Source organism: Synechococcus sp. MIT2312, assembly GCF_059772315.1.
Genome location: NZ_CM186281.1, coordinates 1,191,424 through 1,217,805, shown reverse-complemented (window position 1 = coordinate 1,217,805; position 26,382 = coordinate 1,191,424). Strand labels below are relative to the sequence as shown.

Annotated in this window: 27 protein-coding genes; 7 read left to right on the top strand and 20 right to left on the bottom strand. The window is 50.3% G+C overall.

Annotated features, from left to right (window positions below; translation table 11 throughout):
- Nucleotides 1-62 precede the first annotated feature (62 nt).
- Together AC6EI9_RS07145 and AC6EI9_RS07140 are read left to right on the top strand one after the other, a co-directional pair.
- Nucleotides 63-2,483: a sulfatase-like hydrolase/transferase gene (locus tag AC6EI9_RS07145; RefSeq protein WP_498469790.1), complete on the top strand. Its 2,421-nt coding sequence runs from the start codon at nt 63-65 to the stop codon at nt 2,481-2,483.
- Nucleotides 2,480-2,812, top strand: coding sequence for a Nif11-like leader peptide family natural product precursor (locus AC6EI9_RS07140; protein ID WP_498469789.1), 333 nt, complete (start codon nt 2,480-2,482; stop codon nt 2,810-2,812). Before AC6EI9_RS07145 ends, AC6EI9_RS07140 begins: the two co-directional genes overlap by 4 nt.
- A gap of 74 nt (nt 2,813-2,886) precedes the next feature.
- On the opposite strand, the gene AC6EI9_RS07135 is transcribed toward AC6EI9_RS07140, so the two are convergent.
- The 6 genes from AC6EI9_RS07135 to AC6EI9_RS07110 all read right to left on the bottom strand — a co-directional run bounded on the left by AC6EI9_RS07135 (nt 2,887) and on the right by AC6EI9_RS07110 (nt 8,463).
- Nucleotides 2,887-4,455, bottom strand: a complete 1,569-nt coding sequence (locus AC6EI9_RS07135; RefSeq protein ID WP_498469788.1) for a hypothetical protein — start codon at nt 4,453-4,455, stop codon at nt 2,887-2,889.
- Nucleotides 4,456-4,512: 57 nt separating this feature from the next.
- Entirely contained in the window at nt 4,513-5,121 is a 609-nt protein-coding gene (locus AC6EI9_RS07130; protein ID WP_498469787.1) for a pilus assembly FimT family protein, read from the bottom strand.
- Nucleotides 5,121-5,636 carry a type IV pilus modification PilV family protein gene (locus AC6EI9_RS07125; protein WP_498469786.1) on the bottom strand — a complete coding sequence of 172 codons (516 nt, stop codon included), beginning with the start codon at nt 5,634-5,636 and terminating at the stop codon, nt 5,121-5,123. The genes AC6EI9_RS07130 and AC6EI9_RS07125 overlap by 1 nt, the downstream gene beginning before the upstream one ends.
- A gap of 2 nt (nt 5,637-5,638) precedes the next feature.
- Complete coding sequence (locus tag AC6EI9_RS07120; RefSeq protein ID WP_498469785.1) at nt 5,639-7,222, bottom strand: hypothetical protein; 1,584 nt, start codon at nt 7,220-7,222, stop codon at nt 5,639-5,641.
- 149 nt (nt 7,223-7,371) lie between these two features.
- The gene (locus tag AC6EI9_RS07115; RefSeq protein ID WP_498469783.1) at nt 7,372-7,956 is read right to left on the bottom strand and encodes a type IV pilin protein; all 585 of its coding nucleotides are present in this window, start codon (nt 7,954-7,956) and stop codon (nt 7,372-7,374) included.
- A 42-nt stretch (nt 7,957-7,998) separates the two neighbouring features.
- Nucleotides 7,999-8,463 carry a hypothetical protein gene (locus AC6EI9_RS07110; RefSeq protein ID WP_498469782.1) on the bottom strand — a complete coding sequence of 155 codons (465 nt, stop codon included), beginning with the start codon at nt 8,461-8,463 and terminating at the stop codon, nt 7,999-8,001.
- 638 nt (nt 8,464-9,101) lie between these two features.
- On the opposite strand from AC6EI9_RS07110, the gene lepA reads away from it, so the two are divergent.
- Nucleotides 9,102-10,916 (top strand): translation elongation factor 4, encoded by a 1,815-nt coding sequence (gene lepA / locus AC6EI9_RS07105; protein ID WP_498469781.1) that lies wholly within the window; start codon nt 9,102-9,104, stop codon nt 10,914-10,916.
- Nucleotides 10,917-10,920: 4 nt separating this feature from the next.
- Here the strand turns inward: lepA and AC6EI9_RS07100 are convergent, their stop codons facing one another.
- The 13 genes from AC6EI9_RS07100 to AC6EI9_RS07040 all read right to left on the bottom strand — a co-directional run bounded on the left by AC6EI9_RS07100 (nt 10,921) and on the right by AC6EI9_RS07040 (nt 22,660).
- On the bottom strand, nt 10,921-11,421 hold the full coding sequence (locus tag AC6EI9_RS07100) for a type II secretion system protein (protein ID WP_498469780.1): 501 nt from the start codon (nt 11,419-11,421) through the stop codon (nt 10,921-10,923).
- Nucleotides 11,418-12,770 (bottom strand): prepilin-type N-terminal cleavage/methylation domain-containing protein, encoded by a 1,353-nt coding sequence (locus tag AC6EI9_RS07095; RefSeq protein WP_498469778.1) that lies wholly within the window; start codon nt 12,768-12,770, stop codon nt 11,418-11,420. The genes AC6EI9_RS07100 and AC6EI9_RS07095 overlap by 4 nt, the downstream gene beginning before the upstream one ends.
- On the bottom strand, nt 12,715-13,323 hold the full coding sequence (locus AC6EI9_RS07090) for a pilus assembly FimT family protein (RefSeq protein ID WP_498469777.1): 609 nt from the start codon (nt 13,321-13,323) through the stop codon (nt 12,715-12,717). The genes AC6EI9_RS07095 and AC6EI9_RS07090 overlap by 56 nt, the downstream gene beginning before the upstream one ends.
- A 1-nt stretch (nt 13,324) precedes the next feature.
- Entirely contained in the window at nt 13,325-14,824 is a 1,500-nt protein-coding gene (locus AC6EI9_RS07085) for a hypothetical protein (protein WP_498469776.1), read from the bottom strand.
- A gap of 755 nt (nt 14,825-15,579) precedes the next feature.
- Nucleotides 15,580-16,164 (bottom strand): type IV pilus modification PilV family protein, encoded by a 585-nt coding sequence (locus AC6EI9_RS07080; RefSeq protein WP_498469775.1) that lies wholly within the window; start codon nt 16,162-16,164, stop codon nt 15,580-15,582.
- 320 nt (nt 16,165-16,484) lie between these two features.
- On the bottom strand, nt 16,485-17,069 hold the full coding sequence (locus tag AC6EI9_RS07075; protein ID WP_498469774.1) for a type IV pilus modification PilV family protein: 585 nt from the start codon (nt 17,067-17,069) through the stop codon (nt 16,485-16,487).
- A 315-nt stretch (nt 17,070-17,384) separates the two neighbouring features.
- Nucleotides 17,385-18,749, bottom strand: coding sequence for a prepilin-type N-terminal cleavage/methylation domain-containing protein (locus AC6EI9_RS07070; protein WP_498469960.1), 1,365 nt, complete (start codon nt 18,747-18,749; stop codon nt 17,385-17,387).
- Complete coding sequence (locus AC6EI9_RS07065) at nt 18,703-19,287, bottom strand: pilus assembly FimT family protein (protein ID WP_498469773.1); 585 nt, start codon at nt 19,285-19,287, stop codon at nt 18,703-18,705. The genes AC6EI9_RS07070 and AC6EI9_RS07065 overlap by 47 nt, the downstream gene beginning before the upstream one ends.
- Nucleotides 19,288-19,290: 3 nt before the next feature.
- Nucleotides 19,291-20,505, bottom strand: coding sequence for a hypothetical protein (locus tag AC6EI9_RS07060; RefSeq protein ID WP_498469772.1), 1,215 nt, complete (start codon nt 20,503-20,505; stop codon nt 19,291-19,293).
- Between the two features lie 220 nt (nt 20,506-20,725).
- Complete coding sequence (locus tag AC6EI9_RS07055) at nt 20,726-21,205, bottom strand: type IV pilin protein (RefSeq protein WP_498469771.1); 480 nt, start codon at nt 21,203-21,205, stop codon at nt 20,726-20,728.
- A 304-nt stretch (nt 21,206-21,509) separates the two neighbouring features.
- Nucleotides 21,510-21,722, bottom strand: coding sequence for a hypothetical protein (locus AC6EI9_RS07050; protein ID WP_498469770.1), 213 nt, complete (start codon nt 21,720-21,722; stop codon nt 21,510-21,512).
- A complete protein-coding gene (locus tag AC6EI9_RS07045) occupies nt 21,694-22,248 on the bottom strand; it encodes a hypothetical protein (protein ID WP_498469768.1) in 555 nt (184 codons plus the stop codon). The genes AC6EI9_RS07050 and AC6EI9_RS07045 overlap by 29 nt, the downstream gene beginning before the upstream one ends.
- 7 nt (nt 22,249-22,255) lie before the next feature.
- Entirely contained in the window at nt 22,256-22,660 is a 405-nt protein-coding gene (locus AC6EI9_RS07040; RefSeq protein ID WP_498469767.1) for a type IV pilin protein, read from the bottom strand.
- 130 nt (nt 22,661-22,790) lie between these two features.
- Between AC6EI9_RS07040 and AC6EI9_RS07035 the strand changes: the two genes are divergently transcribed.
- Nucleotides 22,791-24,104 carry a sensor histidine kinase gene (locus AC6EI9_RS07035; RefSeq protein ID WP_498469766.1) on the top strand — a complete coding sequence of 438 codons (1,314 nt, stop codon included), beginning with the start codon at nt 22,791-22,793 and terminating at the stop codon, nt 24,102-24,104.
- Here the strand turns inward: AC6EI9_RS07035 and AC6EI9_RS07030 are convergent.
- On the bottom strand, nt 24,058-24,798 hold the full coding sequence (locus AC6EI9_RS07030; RefSeq protein WP_498469765.1) for a response regulator transcription factor: 741 nt from the start codon (nt 24,796-24,798) through the stop codon (nt 24,058-24,060). The genes AC6EI9_RS07035 and AC6EI9_RS07030 overlap by 47 nt on opposite strands.
- 173 nt (nt 24,799-24,971) lie before the next feature.
- On the opposite strand from AC6EI9_RS07030, the gene AC6EI9_RS07025 reads away from it, so the two are divergent.
- Genes AC6EI9_RS07025 through AC6EI9_RS07015 form a run of 3 tightly spaced genes read left to right on the top strand, consistent with a single transcriptional unit; the run spans nt 24,972 to nt 26,358 of the window.
- A complete protein-coding gene (locus AC6EI9_RS07025) occupies nt 24,972-25,412 on the top strand; it encodes a hypothetical protein (RefSeq protein ID WP_498469764.1) in 441 nt (146 codons plus the stop codon).
- Nucleotides 25,409-25,822, top strand: a complete 414-nt coding sequence (locus tag AC6EI9_RS07020) for a hypothetical protein (RefSeq protein WP_498469763.1) — start codon at nt 25,409-25,411, stop codon at nt 25,820-25,822. Before AC6EI9_RS07025 ends, AC6EI9_RS07020 begins: the two co-directional genes overlap by 4 nt.
- Nucleotides 25,819-26,358 (top strand): GspH/FimT family pseudopilin, encoded by a 540-nt coding sequence (locus AC6EI9_RS07015; protein WP_498469762.1) that lies wholly within the window; start codon nt 25,819-25,821, stop codon nt 26,356-26,358. Before AC6EI9_RS07020 ends, AC6EI9_RS07015 begins: the two co-directional genes overlap by 4 nt.
- The last annotated feature ends 24 nt before the right edge of the window (nt 26,359-26,382 follow it).

Below are 26,382 nucleotides of genomic sequence, written 5' to 3'. Positions count from 1 at the left end.
TGACAGAAATCAGTCCATGTCTACGGTTTAGTCGTCGATTCGGCATCATTACATCCTCTGTGTTGTGGTCATCTCTCAGCAATGATCAGCGCCGAGTTGCTCGCTTGATCGGCTTCGAAGAGGAGTCGTTCGGTGCCGATCAGCTGCAGCTTGTGCAGGATCTCCTGAGTGGTGCCAAGGATCTGGGTATTCGGCGGCTCGACAAGCTTGCCGAAGTGGCAGAGATCCTCGACGTTCTGACTCCACAGACTTCGCAAGACGATGTGCTGGGTTTGAAACCCAGCAACCGCGAACGGAATGTCGCTGAGTTGGCCGGATTCAGTCTTGATCAGCTGAGTGATCAGCAGCTGATGCTGACCAGGGATTACCTGAGCGTTGCTGATCAGAGCGGATTGGAGGGAATAAAGAACTCAGAGCAACTGGATCAGGTGCGCAAGAGCATCAGTGATTCCGATGCCTCCACGGAACGACCACCGAATCTGGTTGTGTTCATCCGGGATCAGGTCAAGCCAGAGGATCTGTGGCTGCCCCGCGACTGGGCGAAGGAGAATCTGCCGACGCGTCAGTGGCTGCTCGATAACGGACTTTCATTCGAGAACTCCTTCACGAACACGGCGATGTGCTCCTCTGCACGTGCCACGTTCTTCACAGGTAAGTTCCCGGCTCAGCATGAGCTCGACCTGCTCCTCAGCGACATTGAGAATCCAATCCTCGATTCTCAGGTGCAGCTCAATCCCGATCTGCCCACGCTTGGCAATGTTCTGCTGGATCAGGGATATGACGTGTCGTTTTTCGGTAAGACCCACCTGAGCAAGACCATCACCCTTGAAGACGGCGAGGAGGTTTACCAGGACATGCTGCCCTATGAGTTCAGCGACTGGCAGGGGCCGGATGCCGGACAGGATATGAACCCTGCCAATGCGGGTGGTGGCTATGCCGATAACGACTCCCGTTTTGTGGCTGAGGCCACCAGTTGGCTCAATCGGCGCGTTCTGTCGGGGAATGATCGACCGTTCGCCATGGTCGTGTCCCTGGTGAACCCCCACGATGTGTTGTCGTATCCCCAGTCCTGGGGGAAGGGCGATTCTCAGACGAAGTTCGGCTACAGCCGGGACATGATCAAAGGCGACATCGACATTCTGCCGAAGACGGTGAATGAACCGATCGCATCACCCACGGCGATTCAGAAAGGGTTTGATTTAGCCGGTAATTACAAACCTCAGATTCAGCGCGAGTGGCTGGTTGCGCAGGCCAGCGCTCAACCGCTGCCGACCGATGAGATGAAGCTCAACTATCTCAATTTCTACGGCAATCTCATGGAGATCGCCGATACCCAGATGGGTCAAGTGATCCTGGCGTTGCGTCGTCATGGGATGGTCGACGACACCATGTTTGTGAGCACCGCTGATCATGGAGAGATGGGCATGACCCATGGCGGCATGGTTCAGAAGATGTTCAACGCCTATGAAGGGTCGATCCAGGTGCCGATGATCTGGTCGAATCCTCGTTATTTCAAGGGCGGCCAGACGTCTGATGCCCTGGTCTCGCTTGTCGACTTTCTGCCCACAGTGGCTGGGCTTTATGGCTCCAGTCGACAGCAACTGGAGAGTTACGACCTGCGCGGCGTTGACTATTCCTCGATCATTCGCAGAGCTGCGAAGGGTTCGCCGTTCTCGATTGATGATCTCGATGTGCAGTCGTCGTTGCTGTACACCTATGACGACATCTATGCAGGGATGGATCCTGCGAATTCAATCCCAGAGGGTGCCTGGGATCATGGAATACTCCCAGGCCCCAATCGTCTTCAGGCAGTACGCACGAAGGATTACAAATACGTTCGCTACTTCTCGGGTGATGAGGCGTACGACCCGGCGAATTGGCAGGGTGAGTTCTATGACCTCCGACCCGGAGGCGGCGACTATTACCCCAATGTTGATCCCATCACCGGCCAGTTGAATCCGTTCAAGGCTGCTCCTCTGGAACTGCGCAATCTGGATCCCAAGGCGGAGGCTCTGAGAGTGATGCACGGAGACGAGTCGTTGGCCACCGATCAGCAACGGCTGGCCTACGCGCAGATGTCGCAGTTGCTGGATGATCAGATCGACAGTCGACTGACGTCTCTGTTGCCTTTCCCGTCGCGCCAACCCACGGTGACCATCTATCGAGGCGGTTCCGCTGGAGACGCATCCGCTTATGACTACGGCGATCCGATCGTCAGGCTGATGCCGACCGACAACGGCAGCAATGCTCTTGAGGTGGCCTTCAACACCCGGGCTGGGCAGAGCTACAACATCGTGACGCTTCAAAGTCAGATCGAAGAAGGGGAGCTGGTGATCAGCAGGGACGATGTTCTGGTCTCGAACATCATTGGGACCAATGGCCCCACCTATCAGTACATCACCGGCCTCTCGGCTGGTCTGGAACTCTCGGATCTGGCGGTGGAATGGATCGGTGGATTTGTGCCGCTTGGCTTGTGGGGATGAGCGGAGCCGAGCAGCTCACGGCCTTTCTCACGAGGGTGCGCTCGGATGCCGAGCTGCAAGAGAAGCTGGCGGCATTTCATGTGGAGCTTTGGGGCGATGCCCATCTGCCCCTGGATATTGATCTCGAGGCCGTGATCGCCCTGGCTTCAGACATCGGCTTTCACTTCGATCGTGCTGACGTGGTGGCCAGTCAGTGCAGCCACCTGGAGCGATTTGCCTCTTTTGAGATGGAAAACGCGGTCGTGGCTCGCCGCTACCTGGCCAGGATCCAGTTGCAGGTTGATCGGGGCGGCAAACCTGAGCAGCCGCTGAACTATTACAGAATTTAGGTTTTCTGCCTTCGAAGATTGCTAAAAATGCATGTGATCAGAATATTCGCTTCAAAATTGGTAATAACTGAGCATTACTTAGTTGACGAGCTCAGCACATATGCTTTGTCAATATGCAGGTAGTCTCCTGTTGTTTTCCCTGCAAGCGATTGCATCCATTTGGATTGAAGACCAAGCGCAATCGTATTGACTTTGAGTGCAATTTCTCTGTTGTTGTTCAGTCCTGCATAATGACCAGAAGTTGATACGTGATCGGCTTTCGTCCATCGCCCGCGATTGCGATCATAATTAGGCTCGCCGTCTGAAAGGAAGTAAAGCGTATCGGTGTTGTTATCGGCGAATGCTTCATTAAGCCCCTGCCATGGATCTGTTCCACCCCAGCGGTAGGGGTAACCATCATCCAGAGTATTCACGAATGCAATGGCTGAATCACGTGCACCTTCATGCCCAATCTTGACCAGTGACTTCGCAGAAGTCTGCCAAATTCTATGATTTTGATAGCCTGGAGAACTGAAAGAGCGAAGACTGATATGTGAGTCGTTCGGAAGCTCTTGGAGAAGCGAAATTAATTCATGCTGGAGTGACTCCATTCGCGTAAGTGCACAACTTCTTCGGCTCCAGAAGTAATAACGGCCACTCCAGAATATCTTTCTGTTGCCAAACCCACTGCCCCACAAAATGCATGCACTCATTGAGCCAGAGCCGTCCACCAGAAACCGCAAACGTTTGCTGCTGACATTTCGAAAGAAGAGACCGTCCAGCATTTCACTGTCGTCCGGTCCTTTCTCAATGCGTTTGTCAGCGCGGGAGTAGGCAACGAAATAGAAGGGGTGTGTTGTGATCTCTTTATTGACCGATTCAATTTTCAGGAAGCTTGTTTGGATATTGTCTTTATCTGTGGTGGGGTCAATAAAGCGAATCAGCTTTCTGTTTTCGTCTGTCATCAGTCGAATGGCTGGCTCTCGCGAAGAGCGTTCGGGAGTTTTGTCTTCGTTGAAGACGAAATCTGTAGCAGCGGCTAGCTCACTCAGGGGTGCTGTTTCCTTGGTTGGATCAATGATGCATTCGGGCTGATCTGAGGAGCATCGAATCACGCCAATATCATCAATCACCATGGCGAGCGATTGTTTATCTTTTTCGTTGTATCTGCCATCGAGTTGCATCGAGTTTCCACAGCGCTGTAATGCATAGCCCTTGCCAACGCTGCTGACTGATAAGCCGTAATACACAGGATTATTGAGTTCAGCCATCTTGATGCCGAACACTGGATTGAATACCTGTTTGGATTGTTTCGCCAATGATTGACATTGGCTAAGAGAAGCTTGGTAATCAGTGTGAGTGATATCCGTATGAGCAAGCTGATCTGCAGGTTTTTGTTTGGTCTTGACCAGCAAGTGCAAACCCCTCTCGATTTCTGAACGCATCATGCGTTTTCCGCTGATGGTGTTTTGTTGTAAGCCTGCTTTAAGATCCATTTTGTCGATCAGGCTCCCAGTGGTTCGTAGGGCCAAGGTCGATGCTCCAATCAGTGCAACTCCTGCACTTGCCGCAATCAATGTTTCCGTGAGACCAAAGCCACGTTGATCATGAGAGCCTATCCGTTGTTTGATCTGGATCATGGTCTTATTGGTTGGGGGATTCATCGATGAAAAGAGCGGCTGATTAGAGAGGGAAAGAGGGTGAATAAATTCTCATTGATTTCATCGGCGTCGACATCTCAGGTTGTCCCATGTTCCGCTGTGGAGGTGACCGGAAGTTGATAACTTGATGCAGCGAATGGGTAGAGGTCGTTGTGGATCTCGATTCCAGTTGATCGAGCGTACTAAAAAGACCAATGCATTCCCGTCAGTGCTCGTTCCCGGCGGGGAGAGAGAGTATGTCGTTTGGGAAGCCTTGATTTCTACATTTTTGGAGATTGCTGTTTGTTCCATGCTAATCAAGCGATACGGGGGGTCCCACTCACATTGAGTTGTGTCGCAGCACTGAAGTCTGTGAGCACGATCTTCCTTGGAGAGGTGGCCTAATTCGATAACATTTTCAACTGTTCCAAAGCCGCCGGTGATGTTGTCGGTGCCAACATAACTGGTAGCAAAATTCATTTCGCAACTTGTTCCCTCTGCTGATTGGCGAGCGCGCAGGCTGAACAATCCAGATTCAATTTTTTGTGTGTATTGATCCAGACGGTTTAGTGCCATTTGACGCTGATACTGAGGGAGCGCCCATGATGCACTGATCATTACGATCACTGACGCAATGAGTATTTCCAGAAGACTGAATCCTGCAGTTGATGAGAGTTGAATTGGCTTCATTATTCTAGAATGCATCGCGTTTGGAAATTTGGATTGAGTTCGACGGTTCTTCGTTCATTTGTGATCGAATGCTCTGGCGCTGAAAATTGATAGGTGACAACGGCGATGCCCGGATGTTGTCCGACTGTGATGGATCGTTTGATCAGGTTGTTATTGCTCATACCTGATATGACTGGTGCAGGAACGGCGATTGATCCACCTTGCTGGGACAGCTGATTTTTCAGGTAAGCGGCTGGATTAAGGCAGGCTGCTCTTTGGTCTTTGTTGGGCATAGATTCCAGAGTAAGCTTTGAATCAGCCTGTTGAATTAATTGAATATTGTTATGAATTGCAGCTTCGATTCTGTCTCGCTCGATTCGATGTCGACCACTTGTTATGGATTGGATTGAAACTCTCGCCGTTCCCACCATCACAATCAACATAATGACTCCCGCGATGAGCACCTCCACCATTGTGAAGCCCTCATTGCTCTGGCAAAGGGGAGATAACGGTTTCATTAGCGGGTTCTTGGACATGTTTAGAAACGCTGGAATTGATCGAGACCGGTTCCCCTAATGCCTCGGGTGATCCGGCGTCCATATCCAGAGAATCCCTTAGTATTCCAGTCCCAAAGAGTGGATGCCTGTTTCATCAGCGATGAGGATCCGACTCCGCTTGTTTGCGCATTCAGACTAAGGCGGTGACCATTGGAGCAGTAGCTGTGGGTCCAGATCACGCCTTGAAGCTGTACATCTTCTTGTAGTGAGACTGTTCCTTTGCGCATCAGAATCCATGCCGCTGGCAGGCTTCTGCCTGCCAGATTGATTCTGTTGTTTTCCTCTCCACATTGTTCAGGCTCCCGTGTGGCATCAGTCACGATCACCAGTCGTTCGGGGCGCTGATTGCAGGTATTGGAGTTGGTATCGACTCCACAGATCAGGGCCTGACGACCAAGATTGATCGCAGCTTTGTCGCCGTTTTTGCCAATGGATTGGCCTTGCATAGGTCCAAGCAGGTGAAGCACAACTGGTCTGTTGCTGTTTTCAATCAGTAGTCGTGAACGGCTAAGGTTGATGCGGTCAAAGTAGACATGACAATCACCACTCCTTCCAGTGCAGATATCTTTTTCACGTAATCGAATGGTTGCTGTGGTCTGCCATTGCCCGTTCCTACGACGCCATCGCCGTCTACTGTCGATATTGACTGGCTTGCTGTAAGAGTTCGACTGATTTCTTCGCTGGCAAAGCACACGCCACCAGCAGTTGCCTGAAGGGTTGTACTGATCATCATCAACCCTCCAGACACGGATCGTGGAGGGCTCTCCCGGGAAGTTATCCCTGGATCCACTTATTTTGAAAATGCCCGCAGCGGGTTGCTTTTGATTGATAACCGGCCAGATCCGAGAAGCCAAATTTGCTGTGTAGTTACCGATTCCTTTCATCTGTTTGACTATCTCTGATTGATTGCATTGGCTTGCAATTGCTCCGGCGTTATTCTCCGATCTATGCCAGAGAATTTGGCCAGGGCTATCTAGTTGAATTGGGCCTAGATCCATGTGATGGGCAGCCAAAATGGCCCAATCATTTGATCGATTCACATCAACCCAGGATTGAATGTAGAGCGATCGTTCCAGCCGACTTCGTGCGAGATAGGAGTCAGGAGATGCATCTTTGCGACGTACAATGCCTTCAATAATAAATTTCGCTTCACCGTTATCTGTGCTTCCCGATGTTCCCGGACTGCTATATCCTCTCAGTCGATAAAACGTTTTTATTTTGGAAATTCCGTCTTCACGCAGTGATAGATCATTTGCGCCTTCGAGCGCAACTTCCTTCGTGGGCCAGAATTCACCAGGTTGACTTTGACCCTGTTTTGGCAAGCCGATTGATGTATCGATGCACATCTCTGAAAATTGTGGTGATTGATTGCTGTTCAATCGTTCCCAATGGAATCCGTTATTGATTTCGTTGAGGTTTTCGCGGTTATCAAGTGTGAACAGAAATCCTCTGTTTTGACCAGGATTGGGATTATTGAGTTCACCAAGAATGCGATTTAATCCATTGTTAGCAGCTGCTTCAGCCAGTTGCTGGTAGCTTTCTTTCGCACTCAGTCGTCGCGACATCAACTGCCTTGCCAGCAGCCCGCTGACTCCAGCCGTAATGATCAGCCCTAGCATTAATGTTGAGATTAACGCGAGTCCGTCTTCGTGGCATCCTCTCCTGATTGTTGATTGATTACAGTGCCTTTTTCTGATACTGGTAAATATTCGCGTCATTGTCCATTCCTCACGCATTGTAAATCTGCGATGGAGGCAGCTGCGTTGTGAGTTCCTTTCCTTAGATCACTGGATCCATTGCGCAGATCAAGACAGGCCACAACGTTGTAGTTGCTTGCATTTGGATTCTTTGATCGTGTTTTTAAGGTGAAAATTTGATCATCTTCTTTGATGAAAGCCTCATAACAATTACTCTCGTCTTTTGTGCTTGCATCACTTGTTTTTTTCTCGGACCCGTTTGCCCTGCTGTTGGATTTGCTTGTTACTGTTTTGCCACAGGTGGCGCTTGCCAACGTGATCCATTGAAAGTCCTGTTGAAGAGCTGGCCCGCTAGTTGTCATCAGTGGGGTGATTTTGTTTAAATCAGCCCAACTTTTAGGGAGTATGCCCATCTCATCGACAAATGCTGCAATCGTGACTTGTAGTTGCAATAAACTTGCTGCGGTTTCGTTTTGCCTCGTCTTCTGGACCTGATAAAAATATTGGGGTAAGGCAACGGCCCCTAAAATGCCAATGATGGCAACAGTGACCAGCATTTCAGCTAATGAAAAGCCATCCAAGTTTTTATTGCTGAAAGACATGATCGTTACGGCTCGGAAGAACTACTAGTGGTTGCCACTGGCCTACGCCGCTATAAGGACAGGCTCTTCGAATGTTGCCTCGGGGAGACCTATGGTCTTTATTATTTTGGCTCTGTCGATGTTGATGCTTTTTGGCTTGCCGTTATAGATCACAAAAAAGCCATCACTTGTATTAACGAGTTCATTTGTGATGTTTGTGTTGATGGTCCCGAATGGTTCAATGTATTCTTGCAAGCCTGAGTGGTCATGATTGCTTGATTTTATGTCATCATTCAAGTTGTAAACGCTGGCTTTCCTTATAGCCTCTGATGCTTTTCGTTTTGTTTCCCTCGTCTCTGCTTTTGTGGTTTGATTGATGAATTGGGGTAGCGAAACGCCGCTGAAAATTTCAGTTATAACCATCTCTATTAGGAGCTTAAGCAGGTTGAAGTCAACGTTTGTTGTGGGCTTCAGCCTGCTTGAGCAGGCACCCGGTACGCGCAGCAGCTGGTTTTTGATCGTTGTCATGGCTTTCGGAATGCGAGTGAAATGCCTTGATGGCGATGATTGGCAGCAGCGACAGCCAAAAATGAGTTATTTCGTTGATTTTTGATCGACTATCACAGATTTTAATTTCTGCAGATCATTTGGCTGAAAATTGCATGAGTTCTTCTTGAGCGGTGTGTGACCAGTTGTGACTGAATTTGTGTTTTCAGCAAGCATTGGGTTCGCTGCTCAGCCCCGGTGTTGGCTTGAGCACCTTGTGATTCAGCTCTGGCAACCCGATTTCTTCCGTCCTTCAACTCACGGATTTTGTGCCTGCTTTTTGTGAGGCTGGTTTGTGGGTTCAGCCCTGCCCTCTGCAGCCGCAACAAGAAGCCTCATGCTCTTGGCCGGTCAGTCCGTTGCGACACCGCCTTGACTCACCGGGGAGATCCAGTTGTCGATTGGATGCTGTTGTTGGCGCCTCACCTGGCACTGAGCTGTTGACCATTGTTTGATCGTGACCAGCCAGTGCACCGATGACTTCGCGAGATTGTTTGTGAACTGAAGAGAGACGACCAGGCTTCAAGCTTCAAATCGCCATTCAGGCTCTTGGGGCTGATGGCTGCTCCCTAGGATTAAAAAACGCCTCGACCAGCCCTAGACGGGAGCCCGCCAACCGCATGACCGACGCCCCCGTCTCACGGATCCGCAATTTCTGCATCATTGCCCACATCGACCATGGCAAGTCGACGCTGGCCGACCGTTTGCTGCAGGACACGGGCACGGTGGCGAACCGGGACATGCAGGAGCAGTTCCTGGACAACATGGACCTGGAGCGTGAGCGTGGCATCACGATCAAGCTGCAGGCGGCGCGGATGAACTACACCGCTGCTGATGGTGAGATCTACACCCTCAATCTGATCGACACACCAGGCCATGTGGACTTCTCCTATGAGGTGAGCCGCAGCCTGCAGGCCTGTGAGGGAGCTCTGTTGGTGGTGGATGCCAGCCAGGGCGTGGAAGCTCAGACCCTGGCCAACGTGTATCTGGCCCTGGAAAACGATCTGGAGATCATTCCAGTGCTCAATAAGATCGATCTGCCGGGTGCGGATCCGGATCGGATTAAGGAGGAGATCGAAGCGATCATCGGGTTGGATTGCAGCAATGCCATTCCCTGTTCCGCCAAGACAGGCCTTGGTGTCCCTGAGATTCTTCAGGAAGTGGTGGACAAGGTGCCGCCGCCAGCGGATGCGCTGGATGAACCCACCAAGGCTCTGATCTTTGACTCCTACTACGACCCCTACCGGGGTGTGATTGTGTATTTCCGGGTGATGAGCGGCCGCATCAACTGCAAGGACAAGGTCTTGCTGATGGAAAGCAAAAAGATCTATGAGCTCGATGAAGTGGGTGTGATGGCGCCCGACCAGCGCAAGGTGGATGAGCTGCATGCCGGCGAAGTTGGTTATCTGGCTGCATCGATCAAGGCCGTAGCCGATGCCCGTGTGGGTGACACGATCACGCTGCTGAATGCACCGGCGGATGAGCCACTGCCCGGTTACACCGAGGCCAAGCCGATGGTGTTCTGCGGACTGTTCCCAACAGAAGCCGATCAATACCCCGATCTGCGTGAAGCGCTCGACAAGTTGCAGCTCTCTGATGCGGCATTGAAGTTCGAGCCTGAAACCAGCAGCGCCATGGGTTTTGGGTTCCGTTGCGGTTTCCTTGGTTTGCTGCACATGGAAATCGTGCAGGAGCGTCTGGAGCGCGAATACGACCTTGATCTGATCGTCACTGCACCGTCGGTGATCTATCAGGTGAACATGATTGATGGCAGCGAGGAGATGGTGGACAACCCCGCAACGCTTCCGGATCCGCAGAAACGTGAATCGATCGAAGAGCCCTATGTGCGCATGGAGATCTATGCGCCCAACGACTACAACGGTGCGTTGATGGGGCTCTGCCAGGAGCGCCGTGGTGAGTACATCGATATGAAGTACATCACCACCGACAGGGTGACGTTGATCTATGAATTACCACTGGCTGAAGTGGTGACCGACTTCTTCGATCAGATGAAAACGCGCACCCAGGGCTATGCCTCGATGGAATATCACCTGATTGGTTACCGCAAAAATGAACTGGTGCGCCTGGATGTGCTGATCAACGGTGAACGGGCTGACCCCCTCACCACGATTGTGCATCGCGACAAGGCATACAACGTGGGCAAGGGCCTGGTGGAAAAACTCAAGGAGCTGATTCCCCGCCAGCAGTTCAAGATCCCTCTGCAGGCTTCGATTGGAAGTCGAATCATCGCTTCGACAAGCATCAGTGCCATGCGCAAAGATGTGCTTGCTAAGTGCTACGGCGGTGATATTTCGCGCAAGAAAAAGCTGCTGAAGAAACAGGCCAAAGGCAAGAAACGCATGAAGGCGATGGGCAAGGTGGATGTGCCGCAGGAAGCTTTCATGGCGGTTCTGAAACTGAATCAGGCCAATTAATCAGTCAGCTGCACCAATTCATCGCCTGAGGGATGATTGAGGCACTTGTGCTGAAGGTTTTACCTCTGGCTTGCCCGCTGTAGGTAATATCCAGCTGTTTCATATTCAGCTCAACATTTCGGGTGAGTTGAATTTTGTTGTTCCCACTACTCAGGACTTCCGTTTGTACTGGAAATTCAGTCAGTGGGATGTTGCTTGTGCAATGAGTGTTGCGGTAGCGAGCCTCATTGTCTTTGTCCTCATATCGTCCGCTGCATGCGGTGCCCAGCTCACATTGCCATTTGAGTGCTTCTTCACGAATGTGTGCAAGATCAACGCGAACCATATTTTGGATTTGATTGAAATCGCCTGTTTGTTCAACACGCCGAGTACTGGCAAAGCGTGACTCAAAGACGGTCGCTAACACGATGGCCAGTATTGAAAACGCAACCAGCACTTCTACAAGGCTGAAACCTGTTTTGACATCGATACGAAGTTTCAATGACATTAAGCTACGACTTTTCATGGCTCTAGATTCTCTACCTGATCGTTGTAAATCACCATCTCGACGTTGGTGAGGTACAGCGTTCCTGCAGCGCTTGATCGTATATTACAGCTGCTTATTGTGCATGTATTGAGTGAATAGGACGATTTTCTGCCGTTCAAATACACGCGATCGTAACCTTCGCCGCCGTCAATATCGACGTCATCATTTTGTGTTGATGTCGATGGCCATGGTACAAAATTATCATTACCGTTGCCACCAAAAAGAAAATCTCGGCCACCTCTTCCGATTAATCCGTCGTTGGACTCCCCTCCCTTCAATGTATCATCGTTGGATGTGCCAAGCAGGATATTTCTGCCGGTGATTCCGCCTTCGAGGACCACCCCAGAGTTGCCGCTTCGATTGGGGGTCGGCTCGCCATCCATAACATAGTTTCTATTGCCTCCCCGCATCCCATCGCCTAAACGTACGGATCGATTGGTGCAAATTGTTGTGGTTCCAAAAACCGATCCTCCGTAATGGTCTACGTAAAAGCGTTCACTGGTATTGAGCAGAGTGATCGTTCCATGTCCGCAATTGATATCTTTGGTCGTGCAAATCGTTTGGCATACAGAAGTTTCTGATGGGATATGTTGAATGTCATTGATCTTTGAGACTGCGCTACTGCCAAATGTTTTTGTTCGGATCGATTGAGATGAGCTCTCTCTCATTTCTTCATTCATGCTGAGGGTGAATTGCACAAGTTTTTGACCTTCTTGCGCTTGAATGATTTCAAGTCCATCTCCAGACGAAAGATTTAAGTTGTCTAAGATAACTGATTCCTGATAGGTACCATTTCTGTATTGGGCTTTGCCATCGGGTCCAATCTCTCTTTCAGGGCCGCAGCGAATGAGGATTCCGTCATTAGGGCTACCCATCCACTTGTTTCTGTGATTGTCTGGAAGGCTTCCGATGGTGCGTGTTCCATAGATGATTTTTGGCAGCGCGCCAACCAAGTGCATTTGTAATTTCAATCTTGAATTGGAGTCTTTCAGAAGCTCACATTTTCCTTCGGGAATGTCGCTGTTAGACACATTCGTTGAATTAATCCAGTCGCTCATTGCAATTTCAGACTGTAATAACGATGTTGCTTGGTTCCAGTCTTGATGGAGGCGACGTCTGAATTCTGAACGCATATTTCCCTTGGTGTTCTCAATCAGAATTGACCAAGTGACCGCCGCTAAGAGAGCTGCTATGGCTGATGCAACAAGTAACTCCGCTAGTGTGAAGCCTGTCTTTCGCTCTTTTAATCTCATGAACGTTATCTTGGTTTGATTAGTTGGTTTTGTCATATCGGCAATCTGATTGGCTTTGATCTTTGCGTCCGTCACGAATCATTCCAATGGGTGAAATGATTCTGATGCACCGCACAGTCTGCAAATCTGGGTGGACCAGCCTCAATTCAAGTTCTCCATCAGATTCTCCCTGTGAGACCAGTTGATGATTCTGGCTTAAGCCTTGGAGCGAGAAAAGGATTCCTCCTTGATTGTGAGAGGGATCGATCGGTGGTTCCATTTCCAGTCTCAGTTTCTGACCATCTTGGCCAAACTCTTCGGAGATGTCGAACGCATTAATTGTTGATCCTTTTGACGAAGGAATACATGGCTCCATCGTGCCACTTGCATACTTTGTGCTTGATACTTGCCTGTTGATTGGATCGATGCTGATGAAGCATGTGAGATTATGAGTTTTTGCATAACTACGTTGTTGATTCAGCCAATTCTCGAATTTTCGAGTAGTTGATAATAATCTGGAGTTCGCCCACGATGATGAGAGGTTGACCAAAGCTATGGAACTTAGTATGCCCAGCACTGAAATGGTGATGGTGAGCTCAATCAAGCTAAAGCCTGTTTGATGATGTAATTTCTGCGTTACCTTGAGCATTTCAATTCATTTGAATTGGAGACCAGCGTTTTGTTCCCAGCGCAGCAAATTCGTCGCTGCTTCCGGATCTGCAGATCCCATAGGTGTTGCAAACCGTTGCCCCTGCTTTGTCTGGAACGACTAGTCGTGCATAATCTCCTGTCGAATTCCACTGCTCAGAGATCACAGCTCCAACGATTTTGATCGGATTGGTTTGATTGCCTCCGCTTAGGTTTATATTAAAGCAAGGCATATGAATGAAAGCATGGATCTCGCTACCACCAGAAATATTTAATTGCTTGCTGCCACATTGATAGAGGTTGTAGGGATATCTTGTTGCTTCCCCGCCAAAAATAGAGAATTGTCCAAACTTGCCTGTATTGGCCAATGTTCTGCCTGCGAGGTTGATTTGTTGACCTTCGATATAAAAGCGAATATCACCTTCAATACCATGTTCATCATTTGGCCTCAGATCAATTTCATTGTCGCCTGAAAGATTAATTGAACCAATACGGCAATGTGTTATTTTCTTCCCTTTGATTGATTCCGTATTGATTGATTCAGTAAAACATCCTTTGACTGGGTGCTTGGATTCGTTATCTCTTTGATGGCGAAAGACTGGATTATTTGCAGTAGTGATGTTGATTGGATCTGGGTCTCCCCATCCCGCGATGTCCCAAGTTGGCGCTTCTGGAAGATCGAGGGGGCCACTGGAACGTTCTCCGCTTATGAGTCCGCTCCCGATCTCTGAGCAAGTTGCGCTGATGATCTGCCCCGCACTGGTCCAGGGATTGCACTGATTCTCAGGAGGTGGATCACAGGTGACGCAGTGCACATTGGCATTACTGGATAATGCCATTGCATTCTCGTCGATGACATCTCCCAGTTGCAGCTGCACCCTGTTGGTGGCTAGACCGTATTTCCAGCATCCCGGATAAGGTGCCACGTTGCAGCATTTGGGTACAACAGTGATTTCCTGTTCAATAATGGCTGAGGCAGCAATGTCAGACGACTCGTTCGTGCCTCTGAAACGCTGGCCTTGAACCTGAATGATCGCAGTGCCCCCCTGGATCTGGTCGCCGAGAAACTCGTAATTCCTCAGGCGATAGGATCCGTTTTTGCTGTCAACAGCTTGATATAACAGGTCCATGATCTCCGATGGATTGGATGATCTGCCTGGACACGCTTTTTTCGGCCCTCCGTACAGACCGAATTTAAAATTTTTCCAGCCCGTGCATTGTGGATCCTGAAGTTGTTCGGTGCTCGAATTGTTATTGACCTGGCAATTGACTGTAAGCAGATATGGAAATTGAGTATTTAATTCGTTGATTAAAATTGATGCACCTGCTTCTGCAATCTCCGTTGCTTCGTCACCTTGCTTTTGCCTTGTTAACCGCATTAATCCACTGAAACTGCGCTCTGAAACGAGGAGTGCTCCGGCCACCAGAATCATCCCCGTGATGATAACCAGTGGCAAGACGTAGCCATCTTGATAATTTGTTTTGATCTTTCTTGTCGGCATTGGAGGATCTTTGCCTATTCCCGACCTTCAGTCGAGTGATGCATGATCAGGTTGTATCTTTATATCTTTTATTGTTAGCAGCGATTGTGGTGCTTGTCAATGATTCTCCAGGCTGGCAGTTGCTGCCTTTTCCACACTGATAGGCTCTGATATCTGCAGAGATTTGTTGATTGTTTCCTGCTCAAGCGAGTCGTCTTCGGATTGTTGATCATGTGGATTTCTAAATAATACTTGCTTCAATCTTTTCTGGGTTTTTTGTTCGTGGCGATCGTCATGGAATGATTGCCTTTCGCTAGGTTTTCATCTCGTTTTACCGACTTCATCGGCACCTAAAAGCTGAAGATGATTGATTGCATAGCTGCACTGGTGATCGTGCTTAATAACTATTTTGTTCTTCAGCCGTATGAATCCATTGAAACTCCGATTGTGGACCTTGGCGTGTTGATCGATGTGATTTTGCAGATCATCCCAGCAGACCTTGTGACGCGATCTGGGAGTCAATCCGGGTTAAGGTAAGGTTGAGAATCCCTAGCTGATAAATCTCCTTCTGTATTTCAGGATCGTCTGGAGGTCTTGATTGACAGTCGCATGACGGCTGCTATCAGCATCAGGTCAATGGATAATGAGGTGCCTGCTAAGGGCTCTGGCAGCAACCTTCTCTTCAAGCAAACTCTTTCACAATCAGGCTATGGGAGCGGCCTATGCCGTAGCTGGCTCTCCTGGTGCTGTAGATATTGAATCAGTGTCGTTCAAGCTCAAGCGCACCAGCTTGCTGCTTGAGGAATGATCGATGTTGTGGTGTCGAGCTCTCTCGTAGACCCGGAGGTTGTGTACCTCACCTCAACCCCGTTTCCGTTTGCTTTGATCTCACGGGTGACTTGAACCTTTTGTGCTTCTGAGGGGGCATCACTTTGCCAAGTCAAGACTGAGACCGCTGGAAACAGGGCCGGTTTGTCGGAGATCATCGCACCACCCATGGTTTGAGCACTGCAGGCAGCTTTCAGTGCTGCATGGGTTGTGTTGTAGCGCATTGGGATGTCTTCAAACTGCACCTTGCCAGTGCAGGATGTTCCGTTTGTGCACTGCCAACGAAATGCTTCTCGCTTCAGTGCATCAAGATCTTCTGAAATTCGTGCTTGGACGGCGTTTTGTTCGCCTGCGTCAACGGTGTGGATCACAGAGTTGAGTTGGCTTTGTGCAGTGCCAGCAACTACCAGCATCAGGATTGATGATGAAACCAGGACCTCTGGCATGCTGAAGCCATTTTTCCTGGCTTTTTGCTGAACTCGTTTGATGCCTGCCTGTCTGTTGTGGTTAAGGCTGAGTTCGGTGTTGGCCATGGATGGAGCAGCAGTGGAGAGTCAGTCCCTCCGATGCGCTTACCATCTCTGGTTTGGGCTGTTGACATGATGATCTGCCTCAACCGCAGCTGTGATGTTGCTCACAGCGATCAGTAAAGGCCGACTTCCCAATTCAGGCCTATGCTTGAATACTTCAAATTGAGCCGCATTTTGGCGAGTAATTAGTTCCTTATCCTGAATTCTGCTTTATCAGAGTTAAGTCCTGGGCGAGCTATTATGGTTTCTGGCCTACTCCGAGTTGGATTGATTTTGGCGCGCTGTATTATTTGATTGCTTTTGATTCGGCGTAATCTTTCAATTCAAGCGCACCAGCTTGCTGCTTGAGGAATGATCGATGTTGTGGTGTCGAGCTCTCTCGTAGACCCGGAGGTTGTGTACCTCACCTCAACCTCGTTTCCGTTTGCTTTGATCTCACGGGTGACTTGAACCTTTTGTGCTTCTGAGGGGGCATCACTTTGCCAAGTCAAGACTGAGACTGCTGGAAACAGGGCCGGTTTGTCGGAGATCATCGCACCACCCATGGTTTGAGCACTGCAGGCAGCTTTCAGTGCTGCATGGGTTGTGTTGTAGCGCATTGGGATGTCTTCAAACTGCACCTTGCCAGTGCAGGATGTTCCGTTTGTGCACTGCCAACGAAATGCTTCTCGCTTCAGTGCATCAAGATCTTCTGAAATTCGTGCTTGGACGGCGTTTTGTTCGCCTGCGTCAACGGTGTGGATCACAGAGTTGAGTTGGCTTTGTGCAGTGCCAGCAACTACCAGCATCAGGATTGATGATGAAACCAGGACCTCTGGCATGCTGAAGCCATTTTTCCTGGCTTTTTGCTGAACTCGTTTGATGCCTGCCTGTCTGATGTGGTTAAGGCTGAGTTCGGTGTTGGCCATGGATGGAGCAGCAGTGGAGAGTCAGTCCCTCCGATGCGCTTACCATCTCTGGTTTGGGCTGTTGACATGATGATCTGCCTCAACCGCAGCTGTGATGTTGCTCACAGCGATCAGTAAAGGCTGACTTCCCAATTCAGGCCTATGCTTGAATACTTCAAATTGAGCCGCATTTTGGCGAGTAATTAGTTCCTTATCCTGAATTCTGCTTTATCAGAGTTAAGCTCTGGGCGAGCTATTATGGCTTGTGGCCTACTCCGGGTTGGACAGATTTTGGCGCGCTGTGTTATTTGATTGCTTTTGACTGGGTGTAATCTTTTAATTCAAGCGTTTAGTTGTGTCTTCGAAGATTAGTAGTTCGATGTTTTTTAATACAGCTTTTCCTCCCTGGTGAATGCTTTTTATCGTGCATTGGGAGCTTTGGCATGCACTCAATCCGGCGAACGACCCGGCGACTCCGTTGAAGTAGACACGATCTAATCCAAGTCCGCCATCGACCCTGATATTTGAAGAGGAATCCGATATGTCTTGCATTGAGCCCCATGGGAGGAAGCTGTCATCACCGTCATTTCCGCTGAACGTATCGTTTCCGCCTCTGCCCACTAAGACATCGTCATAGGGGCCACCATTGATGAAATCGGCCAATTTCGTGCCAAACAGAAAATTCCGGCCATCATTTCCTCCAATAATTTTGACTCCGCCGGAGACAACCTGTGTTGGTGTTGGGCTGGCATCGATCACGTAGTTAGCGTCTTTGCCTACAATTGCATTCCCGATGGATACCGCACGATTCGTGCAAATAGTGGTTGTTTTTGCACCTAATGTTGTGCTTGATGGAACGATATATGTTTTTGGAGAAGTAGGTAGAAGTGTAATGACGCTGCTGTTTTTCACTGTGTCGCAAGGCTGGCCAGGGTTTTTGCAGATAATGCTGCAGACGCTTTGCATTTGAGGGACGATGGGCAGCTCATTGACACGCGAAAAAGCGCCACTACCTAATTGGTATCGATTTTTATTGGTTGATTTCAAATTCACATTATCGCCTTTCATGATAATTTCAAAGTTCAGTAATTTGCCGTCTCCAGATGCCTCTAATCCCGTGTCTGTTGCAACGTTCAGGTCGTCGAGAATAATGGACTGTTGGTAAGGAGTTGTCTCCAGATAATCCCCGCTGCCTGTAGCTGTAATCGTGAGTTGCGGGCCACATCGGATTAAGACTCCCCCTTCCTGTCCTCCAATCCATTGATCAACTTGGTCAGGTGGCAAATTTTTGATTGCTTCAACACCATAAAGAATATTAGGGATGTTGCCTGGTAGTCGCACGCGAATTCTTAATTGCCCGCTACTTGTTAAAAATGGGCAGTCAAGCTTTTCTTGCTTGCTAAGTGTGAGATTTGTAGATTCAGTCGACCGACTTAGTGCAATCTCAGACTCAATTAATGCTGTTGCTCTTTTCCAGTCTTCTCTGAGCCTCTGACTAGCCTCAGCACGAGCGTTTGATTTGGCATTTTCTAAAATTACTATTCCTGTTGTTGCTGCGATCACAATTCCGATAACGGAGGCAACAATCAATTCAGTAAGAGTAAATCCTGCATCTTTTTGCCTCGATGGTGTGATCAGTAAGGATTTTTTCAATTTAAGATGCTCCATCAAATTTACAGTTTGAAGTTGCATTGACTGCATAGCCGTCACGGATCAGGCCAATTGGAGATACCACTTTGATACATCTCTGTGCCGTGACCCCCGTGTAGTTCAGTCGCAGAATAAGTTCTTCATTGGATGCGAGATTTAAATTTTCGCTGAATCCTCGATATGAAAAAGTCACGCCACTCTTCGCGCTTGCCAGAGACGGAGATGGCGTGACTGTGACCGTTAGTTTGTTAAAATCGGCACCATATATTTCCTCAAAATCAAATGTCGATGGCATCTGAGTTAGGGAAGCGCACCCTGTTGGAGATGACGAAAAGGCCCTCTGGCTTGTAATTTCTGTTGTGCTTGGATTAATTAAAACACTGCAGCTATGACCGGTTTGCATGGCGATGTTGCGTTGATCATTAATCCAGTTTTCAAGTGATCTTGTTGTTGTCTTCAGTTTTTCACTCTTGGTCGTACGATTCAGATTGACAAGGCTTAATGAACCTAAGATTCCTATGATTAAAATGGAAACAAGGACTTCAATCAGGCTAAAACCCAGTTGCTTGTGAAACTCCTTGGTATCCATGGCTTAATCCTTCAGCTGAATGAGATTCCATTTGTTTGTTCCAATGGCAGCAAACTCTCGAATGGAAGCCTGTTTCTCTTTTTCACAGCTCTCACGATCGGAGTCTTTATTGGTACCAGACTGCTTGTCGCCATCTGAGTCCTTTTCACTGTCGCGGCCACGATTACTACTGTCGGAGTACTTTTCATTGTCAGTTTCTTGATTACTGTTGTCAGAGTATGTTTGATTGCCGGGCCCTGAATAACTTCCGCCCGAGTATGTTTGATTGCCGGGTCCTGAATAACTTCCGCCCGAGTACGTTTGACTGTCGGAACCTTGATAACTGCCGCCCGAGTACGTTTGACTGTCTGGCCCTGGATAACTGCCACCTGAGTAAGTTTGATTGTCTGGACCTTGATAATCAATGTCGGGGTACTTCTGGCTATCTGGGCCTTGATCGCTACTCCCGGATTTCTTTTCACGCTCCGATTGCCCTTTTCTGCCGGAGCGCTCACTATCGGAGTACTTATCACACTCAGTGGTGGAACCTTTACGACTCGCACCGCATCGTTCCAAATTTGCATAGGGTGCATCATCGCAGCACTTTGGTGCAATAGTGACCTCCTTCTCAATCATTGCGGAAGCTGTGATTGTTGGAGTACCTCCATCTTTCGATATTCTTTGACCCTGAACTTTGATTGTTGCTACGCCACCTTGATAAGAATCGCCAATAAATTGATAATCTATCAGCCTGTATTTTCCTATCACGTCTGACGTAGCTGTGTATCCTGAATCAAGTGCATACAAACTACTCATAATTGAGGACGCAGGTAGCTTCACTCCAGAGCAGACAGATCCGCGTTGTTCGAACGTTCCTTTAACAGCAACTCCGCTTCCAGCTTCTTGCCAACCGCTGCATTCTGGAGAATCCAAAAGCTGTGATGGGGAATTGTTGACCACTTCGCAATTCTCAATCAGTAGGTATGAATAGTTCTTGTTGAGATTGTCGAGGATTTTGGCCATGCCGCTCTCGGCGATTTTACGTGCCTCTCTGCTTTGTCCAAGTCTGATCGATCCCGCCAGATTCTTGAAACTTCTTGCAGAAAGAACCATGGCACCGATTGTGAGAACTAACCCTGCCGCTACAACCAATGCCAAGGTGATCCCCGCTTCATTTGCGGAAAGGTTTGACCTGAGATTGGTCATTCCGAGTCTAAGTTTTTTTGATTCTTTCGTCATTTCGCTTGACTGAGATTGTTTGATATAGGTTTTATAAGTGTTTGGATTTTCTGCTCTTTAAAGAGTTTTGATACTTTAATTCCGAGAAATGCGTATCTTATTTTAACTCATGCGGAGCTTACGATTGCGATGTTATTGCCTGCTTTGTGAAAAGTTTATTGTTTATTGTCTGAATGAATGGCGGCCATTTAAGGCCGCCATGCAATGATTCGATGCTCGATTATGCGCAGGTTGGTGCTGTGGGTGGAGTGCCAGTATTCGTGGTCGCTTGGCCTTTTTTGCCTGTTTTGTAATCTACACAAAAAGCACCGTCGTATTCACCCTCCAGATCACTTCCTGTTTTTCCTTCTACGGTTAATTTATAAACATCTCCAACAAGTCCGCCAGAAGTGAAGGTACAAAGATCTGAATTCGTATTCTCTTGAGTCACAAGAGCAGTGAGGGTGGCAGTCCCTTTTGCAGTGCTATCCAAAGCATCTGCGGCAACCAAGCCCATGATGGTTCCGCCTTTCGAGGTGCATTCTGTGGCTTTCGCTTTCGACGTTTGATTCAGAAAGTTGGGCAGCGCAACAGCCGACAGGATGCCAACGATCACGATCACGATCATCAGCTCCACAAGGGTGAAGCCTTTTTCAAGGGCGTTGCGTCCTTTCTTGCGGTTGAGCATGGCCAGCTGCAGCCGGCTGTTGAGAGTGGTCATGGCTGGTCTGATGGTGGATGGTTGTGTCGCACCGGTGGCGCTTACCATCTCACCATCACTCTTTTTGCCCGGTATGGGGGAAAGAAAGGCTTAAGTTTTGGTCCCAATTCTCAATGTACCGCGGAGTGAGGGTGCCTCTGTGAAGTTATCTGTTGGATATCTGTCGCCACTTCTGTCCTGATATTTTAATATCTTGATACGTTGCAGGCTTTTGTCCGGAAGGCATGGCGAATATAAATGTGGAACCTCTCCCGTTTTGATCTGTTGAGATTGGATGGCTGCCGATCTTCTGGTAATTAGCAATTTACCGCTGATGCTTTTGTTGGGTTTTGTACTTGTTGTTTGTTACTGTAATTTCCTTTTGCGAACCTTTTTGTTGCTGTAGTTTTGAAGATTTAATTTTTGCTGATGGTCTTTTTATGTTCGCTTTTCTTGCATGAATTTCTATTTCAATGAAAAGCCTGGCTGTTAGGCCAGGCTTTTGAGTGTCAGTAGTTGGGGTGGTCCCCCCAGCCATTATGATTGTTGATGTCATAAAGCCAGCTGTCAGGGTTGCTGGCTAAGTATGCAGTTCTACTCCTTATTTCGGGAGGTACACAGCTTTTGCCGACCCAGGTTTGCGTGCTTTGATTATAAGCATTTGTTCCAGTTCCCCATTCTTGCCAGGTATGGCATTCATGGCCACTGAAATTAATAGGAGATGGGAATTGATAATTCCTTCCTCCACTTCCACCGTCGTCAATCTCAGGAAGAATGCGGAAAGCGCGAGTGGCTTTCATGTCGTATTCACCATTGCCAGTAAGGCAAGAGATTTTATAGACGCTGTTCTCTGGTTCAGAGACAGAGCAGCTATAATTATCAGGTATGTTGGGTAGAGACTGATTGGCTTCTGCCTCTGCTGCGTAGGTAACCACGACAGCTTCGACTTCAGCAAAGTTTTGAGCTCTTTTTTGTGCTTGTAAAGGTGCAAGCGACATCTGCATCACAGAGGGAGCAGCAGCTCCCATGATTGTGATGCCTACTACTGTAGATATGATATTCATCTCATCCTCACAGTACTGGGCCTGGTGTTGAGCCTGTCAACTTAACTGAAAATGTATTACCAGTTGTAGATGTTCCAGTGAGAGTTTCATTTAAGGCACAATCTCCAGACACTCCTTCTGTAGCCCATCCTGACCCCGCCTTCGCTCCGGCTGCTGCTACTGAATTGTAATCAGTATCGTCGCCATTGAGTATCAATGACAAGCTGCACTCTTTTGCTGCGCTTGAGAGGGAGGCTTTAGCTGCAGCGTCTTTTGCTTCGTCTTGGGCTTTTGTTAGCTGGGGTAGGCCGACAGCTGTCAGTATCCCAACAATGGCCACAACAACCATTAGCTCAATCAGTGTGAAACCGTTTTGCTTTTTACCCTTCTTATTGAGAAGCTTTCGAGCAAGCATGGAGTTGAGAGAAGTCATCGTTGTTTAAAGGTGAATGTTGAATCGGCACCTGTGGTGCTCACTCATTCACCATCTCTTGTTTTGATGGTCAGCGACGGTGAGATCCGCTAGAGCTCTCTAAGAACGTTCTTAGGGTTTCTCTCACTCGTTGAAACGCCAGTCGCTGCCTTCTCTGCAGGTGTGGTTGCAGACCACATCCGTATTCAGCGTGATTGCCGGCTACATCGTGTTGCTGGTGATTCATGCTGATTTCGCGGATCTGCAGCGCAAGCAGGGTCACCGGCAGCTGGTTACAGCTTTGACGCAGCGTGTTGCGACAGCGAAACCACAGCTTTTTTCAGCTCCCTGGCAAGGCCGGGGTCTGCAGGTTTCACTCATGGCTTCCGGTCCGCAGCAGGAACCCCAGCTCCAGGCTGGCCCAGCAGGGCAGCAATGGCTGGTGAGCCGGTCACCGCTGGTGTTATCGACAGGCGAACGTCGATTGCTGCTGGTTCGTCAGAACGTTGCGCAATCGCTCGCCAAGCAGCGCTCCAGCCAGCGGCTTCTGATCGCAGCAGCCTTGGTGTCGATCCTGTTCACCTCACTGCTGCTGCGGTTGGTGTTGCGGCGGGGCCTGGTGCAGCCCCTGCAGGATCTCGATCGTCAGCTGCAGGGTCTTAACACCAGCAACCTTGGCGCCGACCTTGTGGATCCGGGGTCGCAGCCCAGGGAGTTGCGTTCGATCGCACAGGCCTTCAACAGCCTTCAGCTGCGCCTGGCAGAGGCCTGGGAGCATGAACGCGCTTTTGCCAATGCTGTGTCGCATGAATTGCGCACCCCAATCACGGTGATCTTTGGCCATTCACAGCGGCTTCGGCGCCAGAGCCTTCCGCCAGCGGCTGAGCGTTCAGCCGCCTCGATCCGTCTGGAGGCCAAGCGCATGGATCAGCTGCTGAAGGTGCTGCGTGATCTGGCCCGCAGTGATTCCGCGCGGCTGGATCTACAGCTGATGCCTGTGGATCCCGATCAGCAGTTGCTGTTGGCCTATGAACGGCTACTGCCGATAGCAACGGATCGCCTGCTCATACCTCAACCCCCCAGTCAGCCCCACCCAAAGATCACTGCCGACCGTGTGCGACTGCAGGAGTGCCTGGATGTGCTGCTGGAGAACGCTCTGCTCTACAGCCAGGGCTCTGTGCGGATGACCTCAGAGCAGGTCGGCGACCAGATGGTGTTGCATGTGATCGACCAGGGGGCAGGGATCCCCGTTGATGAACGGGATCTTGTGTTGCGACGCTTCCAGCGGGGTTCCACAGCCGTTGGCAGCCAGGGATCCGGCATTGGCCTGGCGCTTGCTGATCAGCTGATGCATGCCATGCAGGGAGATCTGGTGATTGCTGATGCCGATGGAGGCGGCGCCGACCTTCAGCTCCGTTTCAGGATTGCCCCTGATCAGGACCTTCGGTCGCAAGCCGAGCCATGAAGCCCACGCCGCGAACGGTGTGTAACAGAGCTGGCTGGTCGGGGCTCTCAATTTTGCGGCGTATGTAGCCCATGTAGACATCCAGCGTGTTCGGGTCGCCCACGAATGGCTGCCCCCAAATGGCTTCCAGAATCTGCTGCCGGGGCTGCACTTCCCCTTGGTGCTTGATCAGGTAGACGAGCAGATCGAATTCCCGCTGCGAGAGAGACACCGCACGATCGCCTCGTCGGACTTGGTGTTGGACCAGGTCAATGTGCAGATCTCCAAGACTGAGGCTGTCCTGGATGCGTTCAGAGTTTGCGAACTGGCTTCGGCGCAAGCGAGCCCGCACGTGGGCGTGTAGTTCCTTCAGCTCGAAGGGTTTGGTGAGGTAATCGTCGACACCCAGATCCAGCGCTTGCACTCGATCGTCCACGTCGTCGTGGGCTGTGAGCATCAGCACCGGTGTGGTGTCGTTGCTGCTGCGTAAACGCCGGCAGATCTCGGTGCCATCGAAATCCGGCAGGTTCCAATCGAGCAGGACCAGATCAAAGCTCTCCTGCCTCAGCATCAGCAGAGCATCACTGCCGCAATTGGCACTGCTGCAGTTCAGCCCCTGCTCGGTGAGCTCGTCCTTCAGCAGCAAGAGCAGTTCAGGATCGTCATCAACAACCAGCAAGCGGCTGCTGCTGGTCTTCACGCTTGAGCTGCGCATATCTGCTGCTCCCTCTCTTCTGTATCTGCATCATTTCCGAATCATCTGGACTCCACATCACCCATCCGGGGGAATGCTCGCTGCAGTCGTGAAACACCGCTGTGTTATTCCCGGGATCTCGACAGCGTCTCCCAGCAACACGGAGGCTGCGCGCGACAGGGTTTGTTCTTCCCTTGGCTTTGTCTGCATCTGCGCTGTTGTTGCTCAGCAGTGCTTCGATTCACACCCTCAGCCTGCAGGGACGCCTGCGCTTGCAGGCTGCCATTCAGCGTGAAAAGGTGGCCGATCAGTTGCGCTCAGCGGCCCAGGCGTTCACGACCGCGGCCCGCGGCGCAGAGGCCTGTTTGCTGCTGTGGCCGTCTGTTGACTGGGCCTCGCGACAGAACAGCTGCTCCGGCGCTGAGCCCAGCTTTCTGTTCGAGGGAATGGTGGCTGATCAGCCCTGGCGGCTGCTGTCTTGGCAACCCGCTCCCGGGTTGGGGGATTTGCGCTTGCAGCTGGCGGATGGTCGTCGCGCCAGGTTCAGGGTTGAGCTTGCTGCCGATGGGGTTCAGATCCTGGGAATCAGTGAGGTTCAGCTGATCGGACGTGATGCAGCGGAGCCCCTCTCATGAGCCTGGCGGAGGTGCTGATCTCATCACTCCTTTTGGTCAGCAGCAGCAGTGCTGCCGTTGGAGCCTGGAATCGGGCGACGGTGATCTGGCAACAGAGCAATCAGCTGGAGGAGCAGGCTGATGAGCTGGCGCTCGTGCAGCTGGCCAGCCATCGCTGGCTGAAGCTGCAGGGCTCCAAGCTCAGTCTGTTGAAGTCTGGTTTGCATCCATGCCTGCTGGATGTTCGGGCTCTCGCTGCTGCGTCGGATCAGGCTTTGCCATTGCCTCAGGGCATCAAGCGGCGATGGGTCGTGGATTCTGATCAGCTCGGCATCTGGCAGGAGCTGTCTGTTCTGGATGGGGATGCGGAGGTGCTGTTGCAGCGCCGACAGCTGTTCAGTCCAGCGGCCTATGGGCTCTGCAACTCATGAGGCGTTTGAGTGCGGGGTTCAGCCTGGTGGAGCTGATGGTCACGGTTGCTGTGGTGGGGATCATCGCCTCATTGACCTTGCCGAACAGTGCATCTCATCGTGATCAGCTGCAGCTGGATGCGGCGGCCCGGCGCTTGCAGTTCGGTCTGGAACGGGCCCGTCTGGCCGCGAGACGGACCCAGCAGGCCTGCGGGATCAGCCTTGGCAGCGAGGCCTGGATGGAACCAGAACAACAGGCTTTGCCGGGTGAGCTGGCTCCTTGCTCAGGGGTTGGCCTGGCCTTGCAGGAAGCTTTTCATCAGGGGCTGATTCGTGTGCAGACCAATCTGCCGGATGTGATTCGCGTGTCGGCCAATGGCTTGCTGCTGGATGGAGGCACCACCGTGCTCAGCCATGAGCGCGTGGGCCGAAGTCTCTGCCTGGTGGTGAGTTTGCCATTGGGTGTGAGCAGGGTTGGCACCTACCGGGCAGGTCCTCCCCCTCTGGGTGAGGCCCCCCGCAGCACTCTCTGCCGTCCGAGGATTCAGGAGGGGTGAGATGAAGCGAGGGCGATGTCAAGC